The sequence below is a fragment of the Mesorhizobium sp. B2-3-2 genome, assembly GCF_006442295.1.
In the GTDB taxonomy this organism is placed as follows: domain Bacteria; phylum Pseudomonadota; class Alphaproteobacteria; order Rhizobiales; family Rhizobiaceae; genus Mesorhizobium.
Genome location: NZ_VFWA01000002.1, coordinates 150,866 through 167,437, shown reverse-complemented (window position 1 = coordinate 167,437; position 16,572 = coordinate 150,866). Strand labels below are relative to the sequence as shown.

Annotated in this window: 16 protein-coding genes and 1 tRNA gene; 6 read left to right on the top strand and 11 right to left on the bottom strand. The window is 63.7% G+C overall.

All coding sequences use genetic code 11. The features are described from left to right. Positions 1-9: 9 nt before the first annotated feature. From FJ964_RS06060 to FJ964_RS06020, 9 genes are all read right to left on the bottom strand, one after another. Positions 10-702, bottom strand: coding sequence for a response regulator transcription factor (locus FJ964_RS06060; RefSeq protein ID WP_140549551.1), 693 nt, complete (start codon positions 700-702; stop codon positions 10-12). Next, on the bottom strand, positions 699-3,425 hold the full coding sequence (locus tag FJ964_RS06055; protein ID WP_140549550.1) for a sensor histidine kinase KdpD: 2,727 nt from the start codon (positions 3,423-3,425) through the stop codon (positions 699-701). The genes FJ964_RS06060 and FJ964_RS06055 overlap by 4 nt, the downstream gene beginning before the upstream one ends. 53 nt (positions 3,426-3,478) lie before the next feature. Continuing rightward, positions 3,479-4,048 carry a potassium-transporting ATPase subunit KdpC gene (gene kdpC / locus FJ964_RS06050; RefSeq protein ID WP_140549549.1) on the bottom strand — a complete coding sequence of 190 codons (570 nt, stop codon included), beginning with the start codon at positions 4,046-4,048 and terminating at the stop codon, positions 3,479-3,481. 12 nt (positions 4,049-4,060) lie between these two features. Beyond that, positions 4,061-6,154 carry a potassium-transporting ATPase subunit KdpB gene (gene kdpB, locus FJ964_RS06045; protein WP_140549548.1) on the bottom strand — a complete coding sequence of 698 codons (2,094 nt, stop codon included), beginning with the start codon at positions 6,152-6,154 and terminating at the stop codon, positions 4,061-4,063. Beyond that, a complete protein-coding gene (locus tag FJ964_RS06040) occupies positions 6,151-6,381 on the bottom strand; it encodes a hypothetical protein (protein WP_224713170.1) in 231 nt (76 codons plus the stop codon). The genes kdpB and FJ964_RS06040 overlap by 4 nt, the downstream gene beginning before the upstream one ends. A 12-nt stretch (positions 6,382-6,393) precedes the next feature. Beyond that, positions 6,394-8,094, bottom strand: coding sequence for a potassium-transporting ATPase subunit KdpA (kdpA, locus tag FJ964_RS06035; RefSeq protein WP_140549547.1), 1,701 nt, complete (start codon positions 8,092-8,094; stop codon positions 6,394-6,396). Positions 8,095-8,116: 22 nt separating this feature from the next. Continuing rightward, complete coding sequence (kdpF, locus tag FJ964_RS06030) at positions 8,117-8,206, bottom strand: K(+)-transporting ATPase subunit F (RefSeq protein WP_015315765.1); 90 nt, start codon at positions 8,204-8,206, stop codon at positions 8,117-8,119. 420 nt (positions 8,207-8,626) lie between these two features. Further along, positions 8,627-8,851, bottom strand: a complete 225-nt coding sequence (locus FJ964_RS06025) for an alkylphosphonate utilization protein (protein ID WP_140549546.1) — start codon at positions 8,849-8,851, stop codon at positions 8,627-8,629. Positions 8,852-9,050: 199 nt separating this feature from the next. Continuing rightward, a tRNA-Ser gene (locus FJ964_RS06020) sits at positions 9,051-9,140 on the bottom strand. Positions 9,141-9,517: 377 nt separating this feature from the next. On the opposite strand from FJ964_RS06020, the gene FJ964_RS06015 reads away from it, so the two are divergent. From FJ964_RS06015 to FJ964_RS06005, 3 genes are all read left to right on the top strand, one after another. After that, the gene (locus tag FJ964_RS06015; protein WP_224713169.1) at positions 9,518-10,267 is read left to right on the top strand and encodes a hypothetical protein; all 750 of its coding nucleotides are present in this window, start codon (positions 9,518-9,520) and stop codon (positions 10,265-10,267) included. 128 nt (positions 10,268-10,395) lie between these two features. Then, complete coding sequence (locus FJ964_RS06010; RefSeq protein WP_140549544.1) at positions 10,396-10,713, top strand: hypothetical protein; 318 nt, start codon at positions 10,396-10,398, stop codon at positions 10,711-10,713. A 192-nt stretch (positions 10,714-10,905) separates the two neighbouring features. Further along, positions 10,906-11,895, top strand: coding sequence for a BMP family ABC transporter substrate-binding protein (locus FJ964_RS06005; protein ID WP_140549543.1), 990 nt, complete (start codon positions 10,906-10,908; stop codon positions 11,893-11,895). Positions 11,896-12,019: 124 nt separating this feature from the next. Here the strand turns inward: FJ964_RS06005 and FJ964_RS06000 are convergent, their stop codons facing one another. Continuing rightward, positions 12,020-12,427, bottom strand: coding sequence for a hypothetical protein (locus tag FJ964_RS06000; protein ID WP_140549542.1), 408 nt, complete (start codon positions 12,425-12,427; stop codon positions 12,020-12,022). A 17-nt stretch (positions 12,428-12,444) separates the two neighbouring features. Then, complete coding sequence (locus FJ964_RS05995) at positions 12,445-12,654, bottom strand: SlyX family protein (protein ID WP_140549541.1); 210 nt, start codon at positions 12,652-12,654, stop codon at positions 12,445-12,447. Between the two features lie 215 nt (positions 12,655-12,869). Here FJ964_RS05995 and FJ964_RS05990 point away from each other — a divergent pair, with 215 nt between their 5' ends. The 3 genes from FJ964_RS05990 to FJ964_RS05980 are packed head-to-tail and all read left to right on the top strand — an operon-like array spanning position 12,870 to position 16,510. Further along, positions 12,870-14,402 carry an ABC transporter ATP-binding protein gene (locus tag FJ964_RS05990; protein ID WP_140549989.1) on the top strand — a complete coding sequence of 511 codons (1,533 nt, stop codon included), beginning with the start codon at positions 12,870-12,872 and terminating at the stop codon, positions 14,400-14,402. After that, the gene (locus FJ964_RS05985; protein ID WP_140549540.1) at positions 14,399-15,538 is read left to right on the top strand and encodes an ABC transporter permease; all 1,140 of its coding nucleotides are present in this window, start codon (positions 14,399-14,401) and stop codon (positions 15,536-15,538) included. Before FJ964_RS05990 ends, FJ964_RS05985 begins: the two co-directional genes overlap by 4 nt. Then, complete coding sequence (locus tag FJ964_RS05980) at positions 15,539-16,510, top strand: ABC transporter permease (RefSeq protein WP_140549539.1); 972 nt, start codon at positions 15,539-15,541, stop codon at positions 16,508-16,510. The last annotated feature ends 62 nt before the right edge of the window (positions 16,511-16,572 follow it).

Sequence of the window (16,572 nt, the reverse complement as noted above, 5' to 3'; positions counted from 1 at the left end):
AGGCAACGCTCATTCGACCTCGCGCAGGCGGTAGCCGACGCCGGTCTCGGTGGTGATGTAGCGCGGCTGGTCCGGCGTCTTCTCGATCTTCTGCCGCAACTGCCGGACATAGACCCGCAGATACTGCACGTCGGTCGAATCGTTCCACACCTGCTTCAGCAGGAACTGGTGCGTGAGAACCTTGCCCGCGTACTGCACGAGAATGCGCAGAATGTCGTATTCCTTGGGTGACAGCTTCACCTCCTTGCCCTCGACCTTGACGATGCGCTTGACCAGGTCGACGGAAAGATCGCCGGTTTGGAACACCGGCCTCTCGCCCTGCTGCTGGAATCTGTGCCGCAGTGCCACGCGGATTCGCGCCACCAGCTCGTTCATTCCGAACGGCTTGGTGATGTAATCGTCGGCGCCGAGTTCGAGCGCGTCGACGATGCCGGCTTCGTCGGTGCGGCTGGAGAGAATGACCACCGGCATGTCGAAGCCGTCGTCGCGCCATTTGCGCAGCAGTTCATGGCCGCTCATGCCGGGCAGGCCAAGGTCGAGCAGCACGAGATCCGGTTTTTCCTGCGCCATCAGCTCGATAGCCGCCTTGGCGTTCGGCGCCTCGCTGACGGCGTAGCCCTGACTGGCGAGGCCGACCCGGAGCAACTTGCGGATCGGCGGCTCGTCATCGACGACCAGTATCCTGACGTTCGAATTGGTCATCGAGGCTGATCCGCGCTGGAGCCGATACGATTGCCGGACAGTTCCGCCGGCACCGGCATCCTGATGGTGAAGGCAGCACCCGAACGGTCGGTCCGGTTGGCGGCCGAGATCGTGCCGCCCATTGCCTCGATGAAGCCGCGGCAGATCGATAGGCCGAGCCCGGTGCCGGCGCGCACCTGGTCGCCCTTGCGCACCCGGTAGAAAGTGTCGAACACGCGCTCAAGATCCTGCGGAGGGATGCCCAATCCCTCATCCATGATCTGAAGCACGACAGAGCCGATGTCGGTCCAGCCCTGCAGGCGGATCGTCGAACCGGGCGGCGAATATTTCGATGCATTGTCGAGCAGGTTGAACAGGACCTGCTCGAACAGCACCGGGTCGAGCTTCAGCATCGGCAGGTCGGGTGGAATGTCGACCTCGATCTTGTGCTCGCTGGTGATCTTGCGGGCGCGGTCGAGTGCGGTGCCGACGACGTCGCCGACATAGTGCAGCGCATAGTTCGGCTCCATCGCACCGGATTCGATCTTGGTCATGTCGAGCAGATTGGCGATGAAGCGGTTCAGCCGTTCCGCTTCGTCGACCACCGTCGACAATAGCTCCGTCCGGTCCTGTTCGGGCAGATCAGGTGCGAACTCCCTGAGAGTGCCGGCCGCGCCCATGATGGCGGCGAGCGGCGTCTTTAGATCATGAGAGATGGAGGTCAGCAGCGCCGAGCGCAGCCTGTCGGCCTCGGCCGCGAGCTTGGCACGGTCAACATCGGCGACGAGCTGGATGCGCTCGATGGCGACCGCCGCCTGGTCGGCCAGCGCGTCGAGCAGCCGCTGCTGCTCGGGCGTCAGCAGCGGACCCTGCTTATCGTTGTCGAGGCCGACCACGCCGACCGCCGTGCGTCCGGTGCGCAGCGGCAGATAGAGCCGCTTCGCACCGGGCAGCGTATCGGCGCCGCGGCCGGCGGCGCGGTCGTGCTCCCAGGCCCAGCGGGCCGCGGCGATATCGGCTTCGGCCAGCGTATCGTCGGGCGGATAGCCCGCCTTGACGGTGATGGCACCGTTTTCGGGCAAAAGCAGCACGACCCGCAATTTCAACATGGAGGCGATCTGGAAGGCCGTGACCCACAGGACGTCGTCGAGCGAGCTGGCGCCGGCAAGCTTCTTGGAGAACAGGTAGATATCCTCCGTTGCCCGTGCCCGTGAGCGGGCGGCGGCAGCCTGGCGCTGCACGCGCGCCGTCAGGTTGCTGGCGATGACGGCAACGACAAGGAAGACGGCAAACGCAACGATGCTCTCAGGATCCCTGATCGTCAGCGTGTAGCGCGGCTCGAGGAAGAAGTAGTTGAAGGCAAGGGCGCTCAGGAAACAGGCGTACAGGGCAGGCCACAGTCCGAATGTCACCGCCGATGTCAGCACCGCCAGCAAGAGCACGATCGCCAGATTGCGCACGTCGAGGAACTGATCGAGAACCGTGCCGACGGCCAGCGAGCCCGCGACATAGGCCGTGGCGAACAGATATGGCCATATCTGGAACGGCCGCTGCTCGGCGGCCGTCCTGACCTTTCTCGATGCTGCGTCGGTATCGCGCTCGGTTCCCGAAATGACATGGACGCTGATGTCGCCGGCATTGCGGATCAAATCATAGGTGAGCGAGCCCTCGATCAATTCCCGCCAGCGCGACCGGGTCGGCCTGCCGACCACGATATGGGTGAAATTGTTCGCCGTCGCATGGCGAACGATGTCCTGCGCGACGTTCTGGCCCGGAATGGTCGTCACCTCGGCGCCGAGCTGCTCGGCAAGGCGCAGATGGGTCGCCAGCCTGTCCTTCTCTTCCTCCGACATGGAGGCCGAACGAGGCGTGTCGACATGAAGCGCCGTCCATGGGGCGCGGAGCCGGTCGGCCAGCCTGCGCGCATAGCGCACGCGCGCCGCCCCGCCCGGACGCGCGTCCAGGCAAACGAGCACCCTTTCCCCCGCCGCCCATGGGCCCTGGATGGCATGGGACTGCATGTGGTTGAGCAGTTGTTCGTCGACACGCTGGGCGGTGCGGCGTAGCGCCAGCTCGCGCAGCGCCGTCAGATTGCCTGGCGAGAAATAGTTCTCGATGGCGCGCTGGGCGGTATTGGGAAAATAGACCTTGCCTTCCTCCAGCCGCTTAATCAGGTCGTCGGGCGTCAGATCGATGATTTCGACATCGTCGGCCTGGTCGATGATGGAATCGGGAACCGTTTCGCGCACCCTGACCCGCGTGATCTGGGCGACGACGTCGTTCAGGCTTTCGACATGCTGGATGTTGAGCGTCGTGTAGACGTCGATGCCGCGCGCCAGGATTTCCTGCACGTCGAGATAGCGCTTGGGGTGGCGGCTGCCGGGCGCGTTTGTGTGGGCGAGTTCGTCGACCAGGACCAGTGCCGGGCGGCGTGCCAGGATGGCATCTATGTCCATCTCGTCGAGAGTGCGCCCCTTGTATTCGACCGGCCGCCGGGGAATGACCTCGTAGCCCTCGACCAGGGCCAGCGTTTCCTTGCGGCCGTGCGTCTCGACGATGCCGATCACCACGTCGATGCCGTCGGCCAGCCTGGCGCGTCCCGACATCAGCATTTCGTAGGTTTTGCCGACGCCCGGTGCCGCGCCCAGGAAGATGCGCAGACGCCCGCGGCCCTCGCGCTCGGCATGCTCGAGCAGCGCGTCGGGGGAAGGTCTGTTTTCGACGTTGCTTCTGTCGTCCGGCATCGGGATCCAGTTTGAACGGCGCTGGGGACGGTGTCGATCCCCGGCGCTGTTCTTCATTGCTTGGCGGTGTCGTCCAATGCGAGGTTAAGGGCCAGCACATTGACCACCGGCTCGCCCAGGACACTGAGTTCCCGGTCCTCGACATGGCTGTCGACCAGCGCCTTGACCTTGGCTTCATCGATGCGCCTTGCCTTGGCGACACGTGGAATCTGGAAATAAGCGTCGTCGGGGCTGATATCAGGATCGAGCCCGCTGCCCGATGTCGTGACGAGGCCCATCGGAACCGGCGCATTGGGGTTTTCGGCCTTCAGCTTCCCGGCGTCGCCCTTGATGCGCTCGATCAGCTTGGGATTGGTCGGACCGAGATTGGAACCGCTGGAGGCGCCGGCGTCATAGCCATTGCCGGCGGCAGAGGGCCGGCCGTGGAAATAGCGGTCGCTCGCAAAGGCCTGGCCGATCAGTTCGGAACCGACCACCTTGCCGTCCTTCTCTATCAGGCTGCCATTGGCCTGTTTCGGGAACAGCGCCTGGGCGATGCCGGTCATGCCGATAGGATAGATAAGCCCGGTCAGCACGGTGAAGAAGACGATCATAACGATCGCGGGTCTGATTTGCTTGAGCATCGGAATGATCCCTTATGCAAGACCGAGGGTCGTGACGGCCATGTCGATTATCTTGATGCCGGCGAACGGCACGACGATGCCGCCGAGGCCGTAGACGAGCAGGTTGCGGCTGAGCAGCGCCCCGGCGCCGATCGCCCGGTATTTGACGCCGCGCAGCGACAGCGGGATCAGCGCGATGATGATCAGCGCATTGAAGATGATGGCCGACAGGATGGCGCTCTGCGGCGTCCCCAGATGCATGATGTTGAGCGCCTGCAGCGGACCTGTGGTCCGGCCGGGCGCGACGTAGAACACGGCGAACATGGCCGGGATGATGGCGAAGTACTTGGCCACGTCGTTGGCGATGGAGAAGGTGGTCAGCGAACCGCGCGTCATCAGCAGCGCCTTGCCGATCTCGACGATCTCGATCAGCTTGGTCGGATCGGAGTCCAAATCCACCATGTTGCCTGCTTCCCGCGCGGCCACCGTGCCGGTGTTCATGGCGACGCCCACATCGGCTTGGGCAAGGGCCGGCGCATCGTTGGTGCCGTCGCCGCACATGGCGACGAGCTTACCCTTGGCCTGCTCGTCGCGGATCAGCTTCAGCTTGTCCTCCGGCGTCGCCTGGGCAAGGAAGTCGTCGACGCCGGCTTCGGCTGCGATCGCCGCCGCCGTCATCGGGTTGTCGCCGGTGATCATCACCGTGCGGATGCCCATGCTGCGCAGCTCGGCGAAGCGCTCGCGGATACCGCCCTTGACGATGTCCTTGAGGTGCACGATGCCGAGCAGGCGCCCGTCGCGCTCCACCGCAAGCGGCGTGCCGCCCGATTTGGCGACCTCGTCGGCGATCGCCTGCAAATCCCTGATCGTATCGCTGTTCGGGCGCGTCGCGTGGCTGGCTGATGTCGTCTGGTTGACATGGCCGAGCACGGAATCGACCGCGCCCTTGCGCACGGAGGAGCCGTCTATGTCGACGCCGCTCATGCGGGTTTGCGCGGTGAAGGGCACGAAGGTGGCGTGCAGTGTCGCCATGTCGCGAGCGCGGATGGCGTATTTCTCCTTGGCCAGCACGACGATCGAGCGGCCTTCCGGTGTTTCGTCGGCGAGCGAGGCAAGCTGCGCCGCGTCGGCCAGTTCCTGCTCGGTGACGCCCTTCACCGGCCGGAATTCGGTCGCTTGGCGGTTGCCGAGCGTGATCGTGCCGGTCTTGTCGAGCAAAAGCGTGTCGACGTCGCCGGCCGCTTCGACGGCGCGGCCGGACATGGCGAGCACATTGAAGCGCACCAGACGGTCCATGCCGGCGATGCCGATGGCCGACAAAAGCGCGCCAATAGTGGTCGGGATCAAGGTCACGAACAAAGCGACGAGCACCGTGACCGGGATATAGCCGCCCGAATAGGAAGCGAAGCTCGGGATGGTAGCGGTAGCCAGAACGAAGATCAGCGTCATGCCGACCAGCAGGATGTTGAGCGCGATCTCGTTCGGCGTCTTCTGGCGCTCGGCGCCCTCGACCAGCGAGATCATGCGGTCGAGAAAGGTGTGACCGGCGGCGGCGGTGATGCGCACGCGGATCCAGTCGGAGAGCACCTGCGTGCCGCCGGTGACCGCGGAGCGGTCGCCGCCGGATTCGCGAATGACGGGGGCCGATTCACCCGTAATCGCCGCCTCGTTGACCGAAGCCACGCCTTCGATCACCTCGCCGTCGGAGGGGATGATATCGCCGGCCTCGACCAGCACGGCGTCGCCCACCTTCAAGCTGGTGCCCGGCACCAGCTTGAATTTCGTCCGGTCCTCGCCGGCGAGCAGCTTGGCCTGGGTCTCGGTGCGCGCCTTGCGCAGCGAATCGGCCTGCGCCTTGCCGCGGCCTTCGGCGACGGCTTCGGCGAAGTTGGCGAACAGCACGGTGAACCACAGCCAGATGATGATCTGGATGGTGAAGCCGAGATTGCCGCCGCCGCTGGCGAGGTCCTTGATGAAAAGCACTGATGTCAGCGCTGAGACGACGGCAACGACGAACATTACCGGGTTCCTGGCCAATGTGCGTGGGTTCAGCTTTTTGAAGGCGCCGCCGATGGCGGGCCACAGGATGCCGGCATCCATGATGCTGGCCGATTTCGACTGGCTCATTTTGGAGCTCCAGCTTCGGTGTTGGTGGGCGGCACCGAGCGGTCGGATGCCGAAAGAAGATGCGGAAGCCCGTAGGCCAGCAACCACAGAACGATCATGACGGCGGCGATGCCGAGGAATGTCGACATCGTGGGGAAAGGAGGAGGCCGTTCCTCCTTTCCATTGTCGGCGGGATGGCGATCGTTGCGATGCCTGTTGTTGAACCAGGACATTTCCGTTTCAGCCAAGAGTCTTCCGTTTCAGAATGTCTGCCCGTGGATGGCGGCCAGATGCTCGACAATCGGCCCGACGGCGAGCGCCGGGAAGAAGGTCAGACCGCCGACGATGACGATGACGCCGACCAGCAGCCCGACGAACAGCGGGCCGTCGGTCGGGAACGTGCCGGCCGAGGCAGGCACGGTCTTCTTCGCCGCCAGCGAGCCGGCGATGGCGAGCGCCGGGATGATGACCAGGAAGCGGCCCATGAGCATGCCGAGGCCCAGCGTGATGTTGTACCAGGGCGTGTTGCCGGTGAGGCCGCCGAAGGCCGAGCCGTTGTTCGCCGCCGCAGACGTATAGGCGTAGAGGATCTCGGAGAAGCCGTGCGGACCGCCATTGGCGATCGATGCCACGGCGCTCGGCAGGAGCACCGCGATGGCCGTGAAGACCAGCATCGCCAGCGGCAGGCACAGGATCGCCAGCATCGCCATCTTGACCTCTTTGGCCTCGATCTTCTTGCCGAGATATTCGGGCGTGCGTCCGACCATCAGGCCGGCGACGAAGACGGCGATGAGGATGAACATCAGCATTCCGTAGAAGCCGGCACCGACGCCGCCGACGATGACTTCGCCGAGCTGCATGTTGATGAGCGGGATCATGCCGCCGAGCGCGGTGAACGAGTCATGCATGGCGTTGACCGCGCCGCAGGAGGCCGCCGTGGTGATGACCGCGAACAGCGCCGAAAGCGCGATGCCGAAGCGGGTTTCCTTGCCTTCCATGTTGCCGCCCTCGATGCCAAGCACATGGACCAGCGGATTGCCCGTGGCTTCCGCCCAGTAGCAGACGGCGACGCCGGCGATGAACAGCGCGCCCATGGCGGCCAGGATGGCCCAGCCCTGGCGCTGGTTGCCGACCATGCGGCCGAAGACGTTGGTGAGTGCCGCTCCGATGGCGAAGATCGACAGCATCTGGATCAGGTTGGAGATGGCGTCCGGATTCTCGAAGGGATGCGCGGCATTGGCGTTGAAGAAGCCGCCGCCATTGGTGCCGAGCATCTTGATGGCGACCTGCGAGGCGACCGGCCCGACGGCGATGGTCTGCTGCGCGCCTTCGAGCGTGGTGGCGCCGACATAGGCTCCCAGCGTCTGCGGCATTCCGAGCCAGACATAGACCAGGGTGAGCACGACGCAGAGCGGCAAAAGCACGTAGAGCGTGGCACGGGTCATATCGACCCAGAAATTGCCGATCGACTTGCCGGAGGCGCGGGCAAAGCCGCGGATCAGAGCCATGGCGATGGCGATGCCGGTGGCCGCCGACAGGAAGTTCTGCACGGTGAGGCCGGCCATCTGCACGAGATAGGACATCGTGCTCTCGCCGCCGTAGTTCTGCCAGTTGGTGTTGGTCATGAAGCTGGCGGCGGTGTTGAAGGCGAGCCCCGGTTCGACCGCGCTCATGCCGGCCGGATTGTAGGGCAGGCCGCCTTGCAGGCGCTGCAGGAAATAGAGCGCCAGGAAGCCGGCAAGGTTGAAGAACAGCATGGCGGCGGCATAGCCCGTCCAGTGCTGCTCGTGGTCGCCGGTTCCAGCCAGGCGATAAAGGCCCCGTTCGACGGGGCCGAGCACCGGCGACAGCAAGGTGCGGTCGCCGGTGAAGACGCGATGCATGTAGCCGCCCAGCGGCTTCACGAGCAAAATCAGGATCCCGCAATAGAGAAGGATCTGTATCCATCCGTTTATAGTCATGATGTGGCTTTCCGTGCGCCGGTCAGAAGCGTTCCGGGCGGATGAGGGCGTATGTCAGGTAGGCGAGCAGGAACAACGTCACGCCGCCACCGAGGATGTAATCGACAAGCATGGTTCGATCCCTTCGCTCAAATTCTGTCGCAGGCTTTGACATAGGCGAAAGACAGGGCGAAAAACAAAACCCCTATCCCGAGAACAATGATGTCCATTGTGCTTGTTCCTTACTTCCATTTTTCCACTTTGCGCCCGCTCGAAGCAGCTTGGCGATTACATGAAAACGGCGCGCCCACTTGGATTGGTGACGGCGTCCGACGTTTTTTCTCAAAGCGGAATATGGACCCGATCGCCATAAAGGTTCGAGACGGGGCAAAGCGGAAAGAAATAGGAATTTTATAAAGATTTTCGGCGGAATGAATTTGAAGTTGTGAATGCGCCCAAGCGCTCCAGTCGTAAGGGGTGGCTAGGTTGGCCGACGACGCGCCTCGTCGCCGGCAAACGCAATTTTATCCCTGCGGCTCAACGGCCTTGAGGGTCACGCCTTCTTTACGAACTCGGTTTTGAGCACCAGGCCCTTCACTTGCCTGGTACTGCATTCGATCTCACCGGGATTGCCGTTAAGACGAATGTTCTTCACCAACGTGCCCCGCTTGATCGTCTCCGAAGTGCCTTTGACCTTGAGGTCCTTGATCAGCGTGACGGAATCGCCGTCCTTCAACTGAGCGCCGTTGCTGTCGCGCACCATTACATCGTCCGGCATGCCATCTCCTGTGATCGGGATCACCACTACCAGATCACCAGGAATTCCAAAACCGGCTCGTGGGCGGCATTTCATGGAACGCCCAAGGATCACTCGATGCTATGCCGCGATTTCGCCCTCCTACGCTGAAGCTTCGGAGGGCATCCTGCTTCGCGTCTTCGATCGGCAAATCCTGCGAAGCTCGAAGGTCGAAGCAGGGTGGCGGAGAGAGCGGGATTCGAACCCGCGTTACGGTTTCCCGTAAACACACTTTCCAGGCGTGCGCCTTCAACCACTCGGCCACCTCTCCGTCCTTGCCTTTCGCGCCGGCCGGCTTCGCCGCGCGGGTTGGGGAGATGCGCTCCCTTTGGGGCTGCGGTGCGGAACTTCCCACACCGGGCGCCGCCAACCAGCGGACGCCCTGCCCGCACCTGAGCCGTCAAAGCAACAGGCGCGGGGCTCATCTAGTCGATCCCGCGCCGAATGCCAAGCCATAACGGCTGTCAATTCGCTTTGCCGGCCACACGGCGTTCATAGGGCCGCCGCTAACATCCGTTTGGGCTCCCGCTATTTGAATCGCTGCTTGAATGATGTGCGCAGGCATGGGCTGCGAGACCAGCCGCGCTTGACTCCGTCCCGAGCGGCCTGTCGAGTGTCCGAAAGGCTTTGCGGGGGCATCGTCGCGATATGGCGTCAAACAGCGGAATTCCAGGCGGTACGCCGCACAATGGACAGCCACCGGCCGAGGGAAAGGTCCCGGCCGGACGGCCGGACAGCGGACTTTCCTATGTCCCGGTGGGCTGGCTCGTCATCGTCATGGCCCTGTCGGTCTATTGGCTGGCGTCGGCCTTGTGGCTGGTGGGGAGTTCAGGCCTGCCGGACGCCGTTTTCTATTTCCTCTTCAGCGGGCTCGTCGCCGACGTCATCACCATCCTATGGGGACTTTACCTGCTCGGCCTCGCCTTCGGCCGTTCGGCGCGCTTCCCCAGCCACTTCACCATCTGGCAGGCCGCCACGATCATATGGCTGCTGGCAAGTCACGCTTACGCACTTGCCGTGCCGGGCTTCGTCTTCTCCGCCAGAAGCCTGGCCATCACCGCCGCCGAGATCGCCATCGGCCTGCTTTGCATCTACCTTTTGCGCCGCGGCTCCGGCGCCGAGACCGTTTATGCCAAGCCGCGAGCCGAAGCGCCGTCGGTCTTCGTTTCCATTGTCGCCGCGCTGCTCGGCATCATCCTCGGCGCGGTCGTCGGCGCGGTGGGCGGTTTCCTGGCCGGCTCGGTCATCGCCGATGTCACCGACATGAGCTGCTTCGAGGGCGCTTGCGGCTACTTCGCCGCCTTCATAGGGCTGGCCGGGCTGGTGGTCGGCGCCATTGCCGGCGGCATTCTCGCCGTCTGGCTCGCCAACCGGCGCAAGCACAGGCCGGCCGGCTAGGCTGCGTCGGCCGCGATTCATTCGCGTGCCGTGATTGCGAATAGGGCCTGCGCGCTCTATTTCTCGTTCGGAACACCGCCGGAGATCCTCGGGAGGATGTCGAGGATCGGCCAGGGGAAAGGTCTTTGATGTTTCGCTTTGTCTTTCGTCTCGCGGCCATGGTCGCGCTGTCGATTTCGGTCATCATGGCGGTGCTTGACACGACACGCACGGTCGCCGCCTCGGCACTGGTGCTGACCCCGCTCAATGCAAGCTGGCTGGCCGTGTCGCCCGACACGCGCGCCGCCTTTGAAAGCTTCGTTCGCGCCAAGGCCGGCCCGCTGCTATGGGACGGCGCCATCGCCCGGGTGCTCGACCAGCCGGGCTTTGCCGTGTTCGCGGTGTTGGCCTTGCTGCTCTACGCCATCGGCTACAGGCGGCAGCGGCGCACGGGGCAATTCGCCTGAAGGGCACGGGCGTCACACCCGCCATGCTTTTCCAAAAGGTCAAAATTCCACGTGAATTTTGTTTCGGGCCGTGCCAGATTGCCGCTGAGCGGGAGGGGAATATACACTCCTGGCTGACGTCGCGCGCATGCCGGAGAACCGGGCAGGCGGGCGGGCGTAACGGAAAAAAATAACCGACAGGGTGTGGATCACATGAAACGTATCGTTCTCGGCCTTCTGGCCGCAACTGCAATGGTTCTTCCGGCTTTCGCCGCGGATGTGCAGCCGGCCATCCTCTATGATCTCGGCGGCAAGTTCGACAAATCCTTCAACGAGGCGGCCTACCATGGCGCCGAAAAGTTCAAGACAGAGACCGGCGTTCCCTATGTCGAGTTCGAGGTCTCCAACGCTTCGCAACGCGAGCAGGCGTTGCGCCGCTTCGCCGAGGACGGCCACAACCCGATCGTCATGGCCGGCTTCGCCTGGGAGGATGCGCTGAAGAAGGTCGCGACCGAATATCCTGACCTCAACTTCGCCATCATCGACGATGCTGTCGACCTGCCCAATGTCCGCTCGCTCGTGTTCAAGGAGAATGAAGGCTCCTATCTCGTCGGCATCATGGCGGCGATGGCCTCCAAAACGAAGAAGGTGAGCTTCGTCGGCGGCATGGACATTCCGCTGATCCGCAAGTTCGAATGCGGCTATGTAGGCGGCGCTAAATCGGCAGGCGCGACCGACGTCATCCAGAACATGACCGGCGACACGCCGGCCGCCTGGAACGACCCGGCCAAGGGTGGCGAGATCGCCAAGACGCAGATCGACCAGGGTTCCGACGTGGTCTATGCGGCTGCGGGCGGCACCGGCGTCGGTGTGCTGCAGGCGGCGGCTGATGCCGGCAAGCTCGGCATCGGTGTCGATTCCAACCAGAACGGCCTTCAGCCCGGCAAGGTTCTGACCTCCATGCTGAAGCGCGTCGACGTTGCCGTCTACACCGCCTTCATGGACGGCAAGAACGGCACCTTCAAGGGTGGCGTCGAAAATCTCGGCCTCAAGGAAGGCGGCGTCGACTACGCCATGGACGACAACAATAAGGCGCTGGTGACCGACGAGATGAAGGCGGCGGTCGAGAAGGCCAAGGCCGACATCATCGCCGGCAAGATCGAGGTGCACGATTACACCGCCGATAACGCCTGCCCGTATTGATCGGTAAGCACTAAGTTTCGAACCGCCGGGTGAAAGTCCGGCGGTTTGTTTTTGGGGCCGGAGGTCGGCCCGGTCGCATAGGACAGCGCCAGTGGGGGAGCGCCCTGTGAGATTGTCGTGGACGTCAGGGCAGAAGCGCACCGCCCGTCGACCAAGCCCCCACGAGGTAGCCAAGGGCAAAGACCGCGATCAGCAAGATGGCGATAACCGCGCCGCGGCGGCCGCCGAGCGCGTGTACGCCGACGCCGTAGGGTTGGCGTTCCAGCTTGCGGATTACCACCGAAGTTTTCGCCTCGTCATCGCCGGGCGGGCGCATCTGCGGCAGTTCGGCGATGCGTTGCGAGATTAGCCGCCAGCGATCGTCGCCGGGAGGTTCAGCGCGGTCGAAAATATGCATGCGCTCGGCAAGCTGGACCACGGCATCGCGAAAGGCGGGGTCGATCTCCAGATCGCGCTCTGCCCGTTCGCGCTCTGCATCGTTCATCAGGCCAAGCACGTAGTCGCCGGCCCTTGCGATGCGGTCGCTGGCCATCGCTCGCGCTCCCTTCCCTACCAGTGCGGCGGTTTGGTCACCGGCACGTCGGGCGCCGCCTGTTCCTCCAGCGCCAGGAAGCGGTCGGTCAGCGCATCGAGCTTGCGCTGCATGCGTTCGATCACCTTCCACTGCTCGGCGATCTGGCCTGACAGTTCCTCGATGGTCTTGTCCTGCTCGGCGGAGCGGATCTCCAGCGTCGTCAGCCGGTCGGCGGGCATGGTCATGCGAAGTCCTCAGGCGTTGCGCCGCAGCGTCAAATCGGCTTCCCCATATTAGCGAATATGAGAGCTTCGGCCACGTTCGAAATTGACAAGCGCGCCGGGATTTGTCGAGAGTGGACGCTGCTCCGGCCAATTGGCACGGGCGGAGCGTCATGCTAGGCATTTTGACCAAGCGATAAAAAAATAAGAGTGGGACAGGCTGCATGGCGCATGCCGCGATCGAACTGGCTGCAATCGAACTGATCGGCATCAACAAGAGTTTTGGCGCCGTGCGCGCCAACCGCGACATCAACCTGGAAATCGCGCGCGGCACCATCCACGGCATCGTCGGCGAGAACGGCGCCGGTAAGTCGACGCTGATGTCGATTCTGTATGGCTTCTACCAGGCCGACAGCGGCGAGATCCGCGTCGGCGGCAAGCCGGCATCGATAAGCACGCCCAACGACGCAATCGCGCTCGGCATCGGTATGGTGCACCAGCATTTCATGCTGGTCGACAATTTCTCGGTCCTGGAGAACGTCATCCTCGGCGCCGAAAGCGACGCCTTGCTGAAGAAAAGCATCACCAAGGCGCGTTCCGAACTGGAGCGGCTGGAGCGCGAATACGGCCTCGAAGTCGATCCCGACGCTATCATCGAGGAATTGCCGGTCGGCCTGCAGCAGCGCGTCGAAATCCTGAAGGCGCTCTATCGCGGCGCCGAGATCCTGATCCTCGACGAGCCGACGGGTGTGCTGACGCCGGCCGAGGCCGACCACCTCTTCCGCATCCTCAAGCAATTGAAGGAGCAGGGAAAGACGGTGGTGCTGATCACCCACAAATTGCGCGAGATCATGGCCATCACCGACACGGTTTCGGTGATGCGCCAGGGCACGATGGTGGCAACCAGGGAAACGAAGAAGACCACCGTCGCGGAACTGGCCGAGCTGATGGTCGGGCGCCGCGTGCTCTTGCGGGTGGAGAAGGGCGAAGCGGAAGCCGGCGCGGTAAAACTCGCGGTCAAGAACCTGACGGTCAAGGATTCCCGCGGCGTCACCATGGTCGACGACATCTCCTTCGACCTGCGCGCCGGCGAGATCGTCGGCATCGCCGGTGTCGCCGGCAACGGCCAGTCCGAACTGCTCGAGGCGATCTCCGGCATCAGGCACGCCGTTTCCGGTTCGGTGATGCTCGAGGGCAAACCCATCGATCTCACCGGCAAAGCCGATCCCGGCGAACTGCGCGACCGCGGCCTGGCCCATGTGCCTGAGGATCGCCATCATGTCGGGCTGGTGCTGGCCTTCGAGGAGAACGAGAATTCCATCCTCGGCTACCATGACGATCCCCGGTATCTGAAAGGGCCGTTCCTGAATATCGATGCCATCATGGCCGATGCCAAGGACAAGATCGAGAAATACGATATCCGCCCCGGCAATCCTCGGCTGAAGACCGCCAACTTCTCCGGCGGCAACCAGCAGAAGATCGTGCTCGCGCGGGAAATCGAACAGGACCCCGGCGTTCTCATCGTCGGCCAGCCGACGCGCGGCGTCGATGTCGGCGCCATCGAATTCATCCACAAGCGCCTGATCGCCATGCGCGACCAAGGCAAGGCCGTGCTGGTCGTGTCGGTCGAGCTCGATGAGATCCGCTCGCTCTCCGACCGCATCCTGGTGATGTTTGCCGGCCGCATCGTCGGCGAGCGCGGGCCGGAGGCGAGCGAGGGCGAGCTCGGCCTGCTGATGGCGGGTGTTGAGCGCCAGGAGGCGGCGCAATGAGCACGCCCTATGCCAAATTGCCGGCCTGGGCCGACTATGGGCTGATCCCGCTGATCAATCTGTCGGTGGCCTTCATCGTCGCCGGCTTCGTCGTGCTTCTGGTCGGCGAGAACCCGTTCCGTGCCGCCGTCATCCTGGTCGAGGGCGCCTTCGGCAAGGGAACAGGCATCGCCTTCACCCTCTTCTATGCCACCACCTTCATCTTCACCGGGCTTTCGGTGGCGGTGGCAGCGCATTGCGGCCTGTTCAACATCGGCACCGAGGGGCAGGCCTACATCGCCGGCCTCGGCATCGCCATCGTCTGTCTTTCCTTCGACAGCGTGCTGCCATGGTGGCTGACATTTCCGCTGGCCATCGTGGCTTCGGCGGCCGTGGGCGCATTGTGGGCGCTGATCCCGGCCTATCTGCAGGCCAGGCGCGGCTCGCACATCGTCATCACCACCATCATGTTCAACTTCATTGCCGCCTCGATCATGGTCTACCTGCTGGTCGGCCCGTTGAAACCGGCAGCCTCGCAGGCGCCGCAGACGCGCAACTTCCTGGCGGGCGCGGAATTGCCGAAGCTCAACTGGATCATCGAGCTGTTCGGCGCCAAGATCCGCTCGGCACCGCTCAACATCTCCTTCCTGCTCGCGCTGCTCATGGCCTTCCTGGTCTGGCTGCTGATCTGGCGCACCAAGCTCGGCTATGAGATGCGCACCTACGGCCACAGCCCGAAGGCGGCGCGCTATGCCGGCATTTCGGAAACCCGCATCATCATCACCGCCATGATGATCTCGGGCGCGCTCGCCGGCATGATGGCGCTCAATCCGGTGATGGGCGACCAGCATAATGTCGCGATCGACTTCGTCAGCGGCGCCGGTTTCGTCGGCATCGCCGTGGCGCTGATGGGTCGCCTGCACCCTGTCGGCATCGTGCTGGCGGCCATCCTGTTCGGCATGCTCTACCAGGGCGGCGCCGAACTCGCCTTCGAGATGCCTGCGATCAGTCGTGACATGATCGTGATCATTCAAGGGTTGGTCATCCTGTTCGCCGGTGCTCTCGAACACATGTTCAGGCCTTACATCCAGGCGCTGTTCGCCTCGCTCAGCCCGAGGTCGGTCGGCATGGAAGCGGTCAAGGGAAAAGGCGCCTGAATGGACACCTTCAACGCCATCGTCCAGACGTTGGACTCCACCATCCGCCTCTCGGTGCCGCTGCTGCTAGCCTGCCTGGCCGGCCTCTATTCGGAACGCGCCGGCATCTTCGACATCGGCCTCGAAGGCAAGATGCTGGTCGGCGCCTTCGCCGGTGCGGCGGCCGCGTCGGTTTTCCATTCGGCCTTTCTCGGACTGGGCATGGCGATCCTGATCTCGGTCGCGTTCGCCATGATCCACGGCTTTGCCTCGATCACCCATCGCGGCAACCAGATCGTTTCCGGCGTGGCGATCAACTTCATCGCCGCCGGCTCGACCATCATCCTCGGCCAGGCCTGGTTCCAGCAAGGCGGGCGCACGCCGGCTCTGGAACCAGCCGAGCGGTTCGAGGCGATCACATGGCCCGGCGCCGAGACGCTCCGCGACGTGCCGTTTCTCGGGCCGATCTATTCGGAACTGCTGTCGGGCCACTCGATATTGGTCTATCTCGCCTTCGCGATGGTGCCGTTCACCTGGTGGGTGCTGTTTCGCACGCGCTTCGGCCTCAGGCTGCGCGCGGTCGGCGAAAACCCGGCCGCGGTGGACACCGCCGGCATCTCGGTCGCCTGGCTGCGCTACAGGGCACTGATCTGCACCGGCATCCTGACCGGCGTCGCCGGCGCCTATCTGTCGATGGTGCAGAATGGCGGCTTCGTGAAGGACATGACGGCCGGCAAGGGCTACATCGCGCTGGCCGCATTGATCTTTGCCAAGTGGAAGCCGGTCAACGCCATGTTCGCCTGCCTGCTGTTCGGCTTCCTCGACGCCCTGTCGATCCGCCTGCAAGGCTCGCCGCTGCCGCTCATCGGCAAGGTGCCGGTGCAGTTCATGCAGGCCCTGCCCTATATTCTCACCGTCATCCTGCTCGCCGGTTTCATCGGCAAGGCGATCCCGCCGCGCGCCGGCGGCGTGCCTTATGTCAAGGAACGCTGAGCATCGAGGGCGCGGCCCGGCGCAAAAGAAGCGCCGGCTTTTGAACAAGATCATCGGAGAGA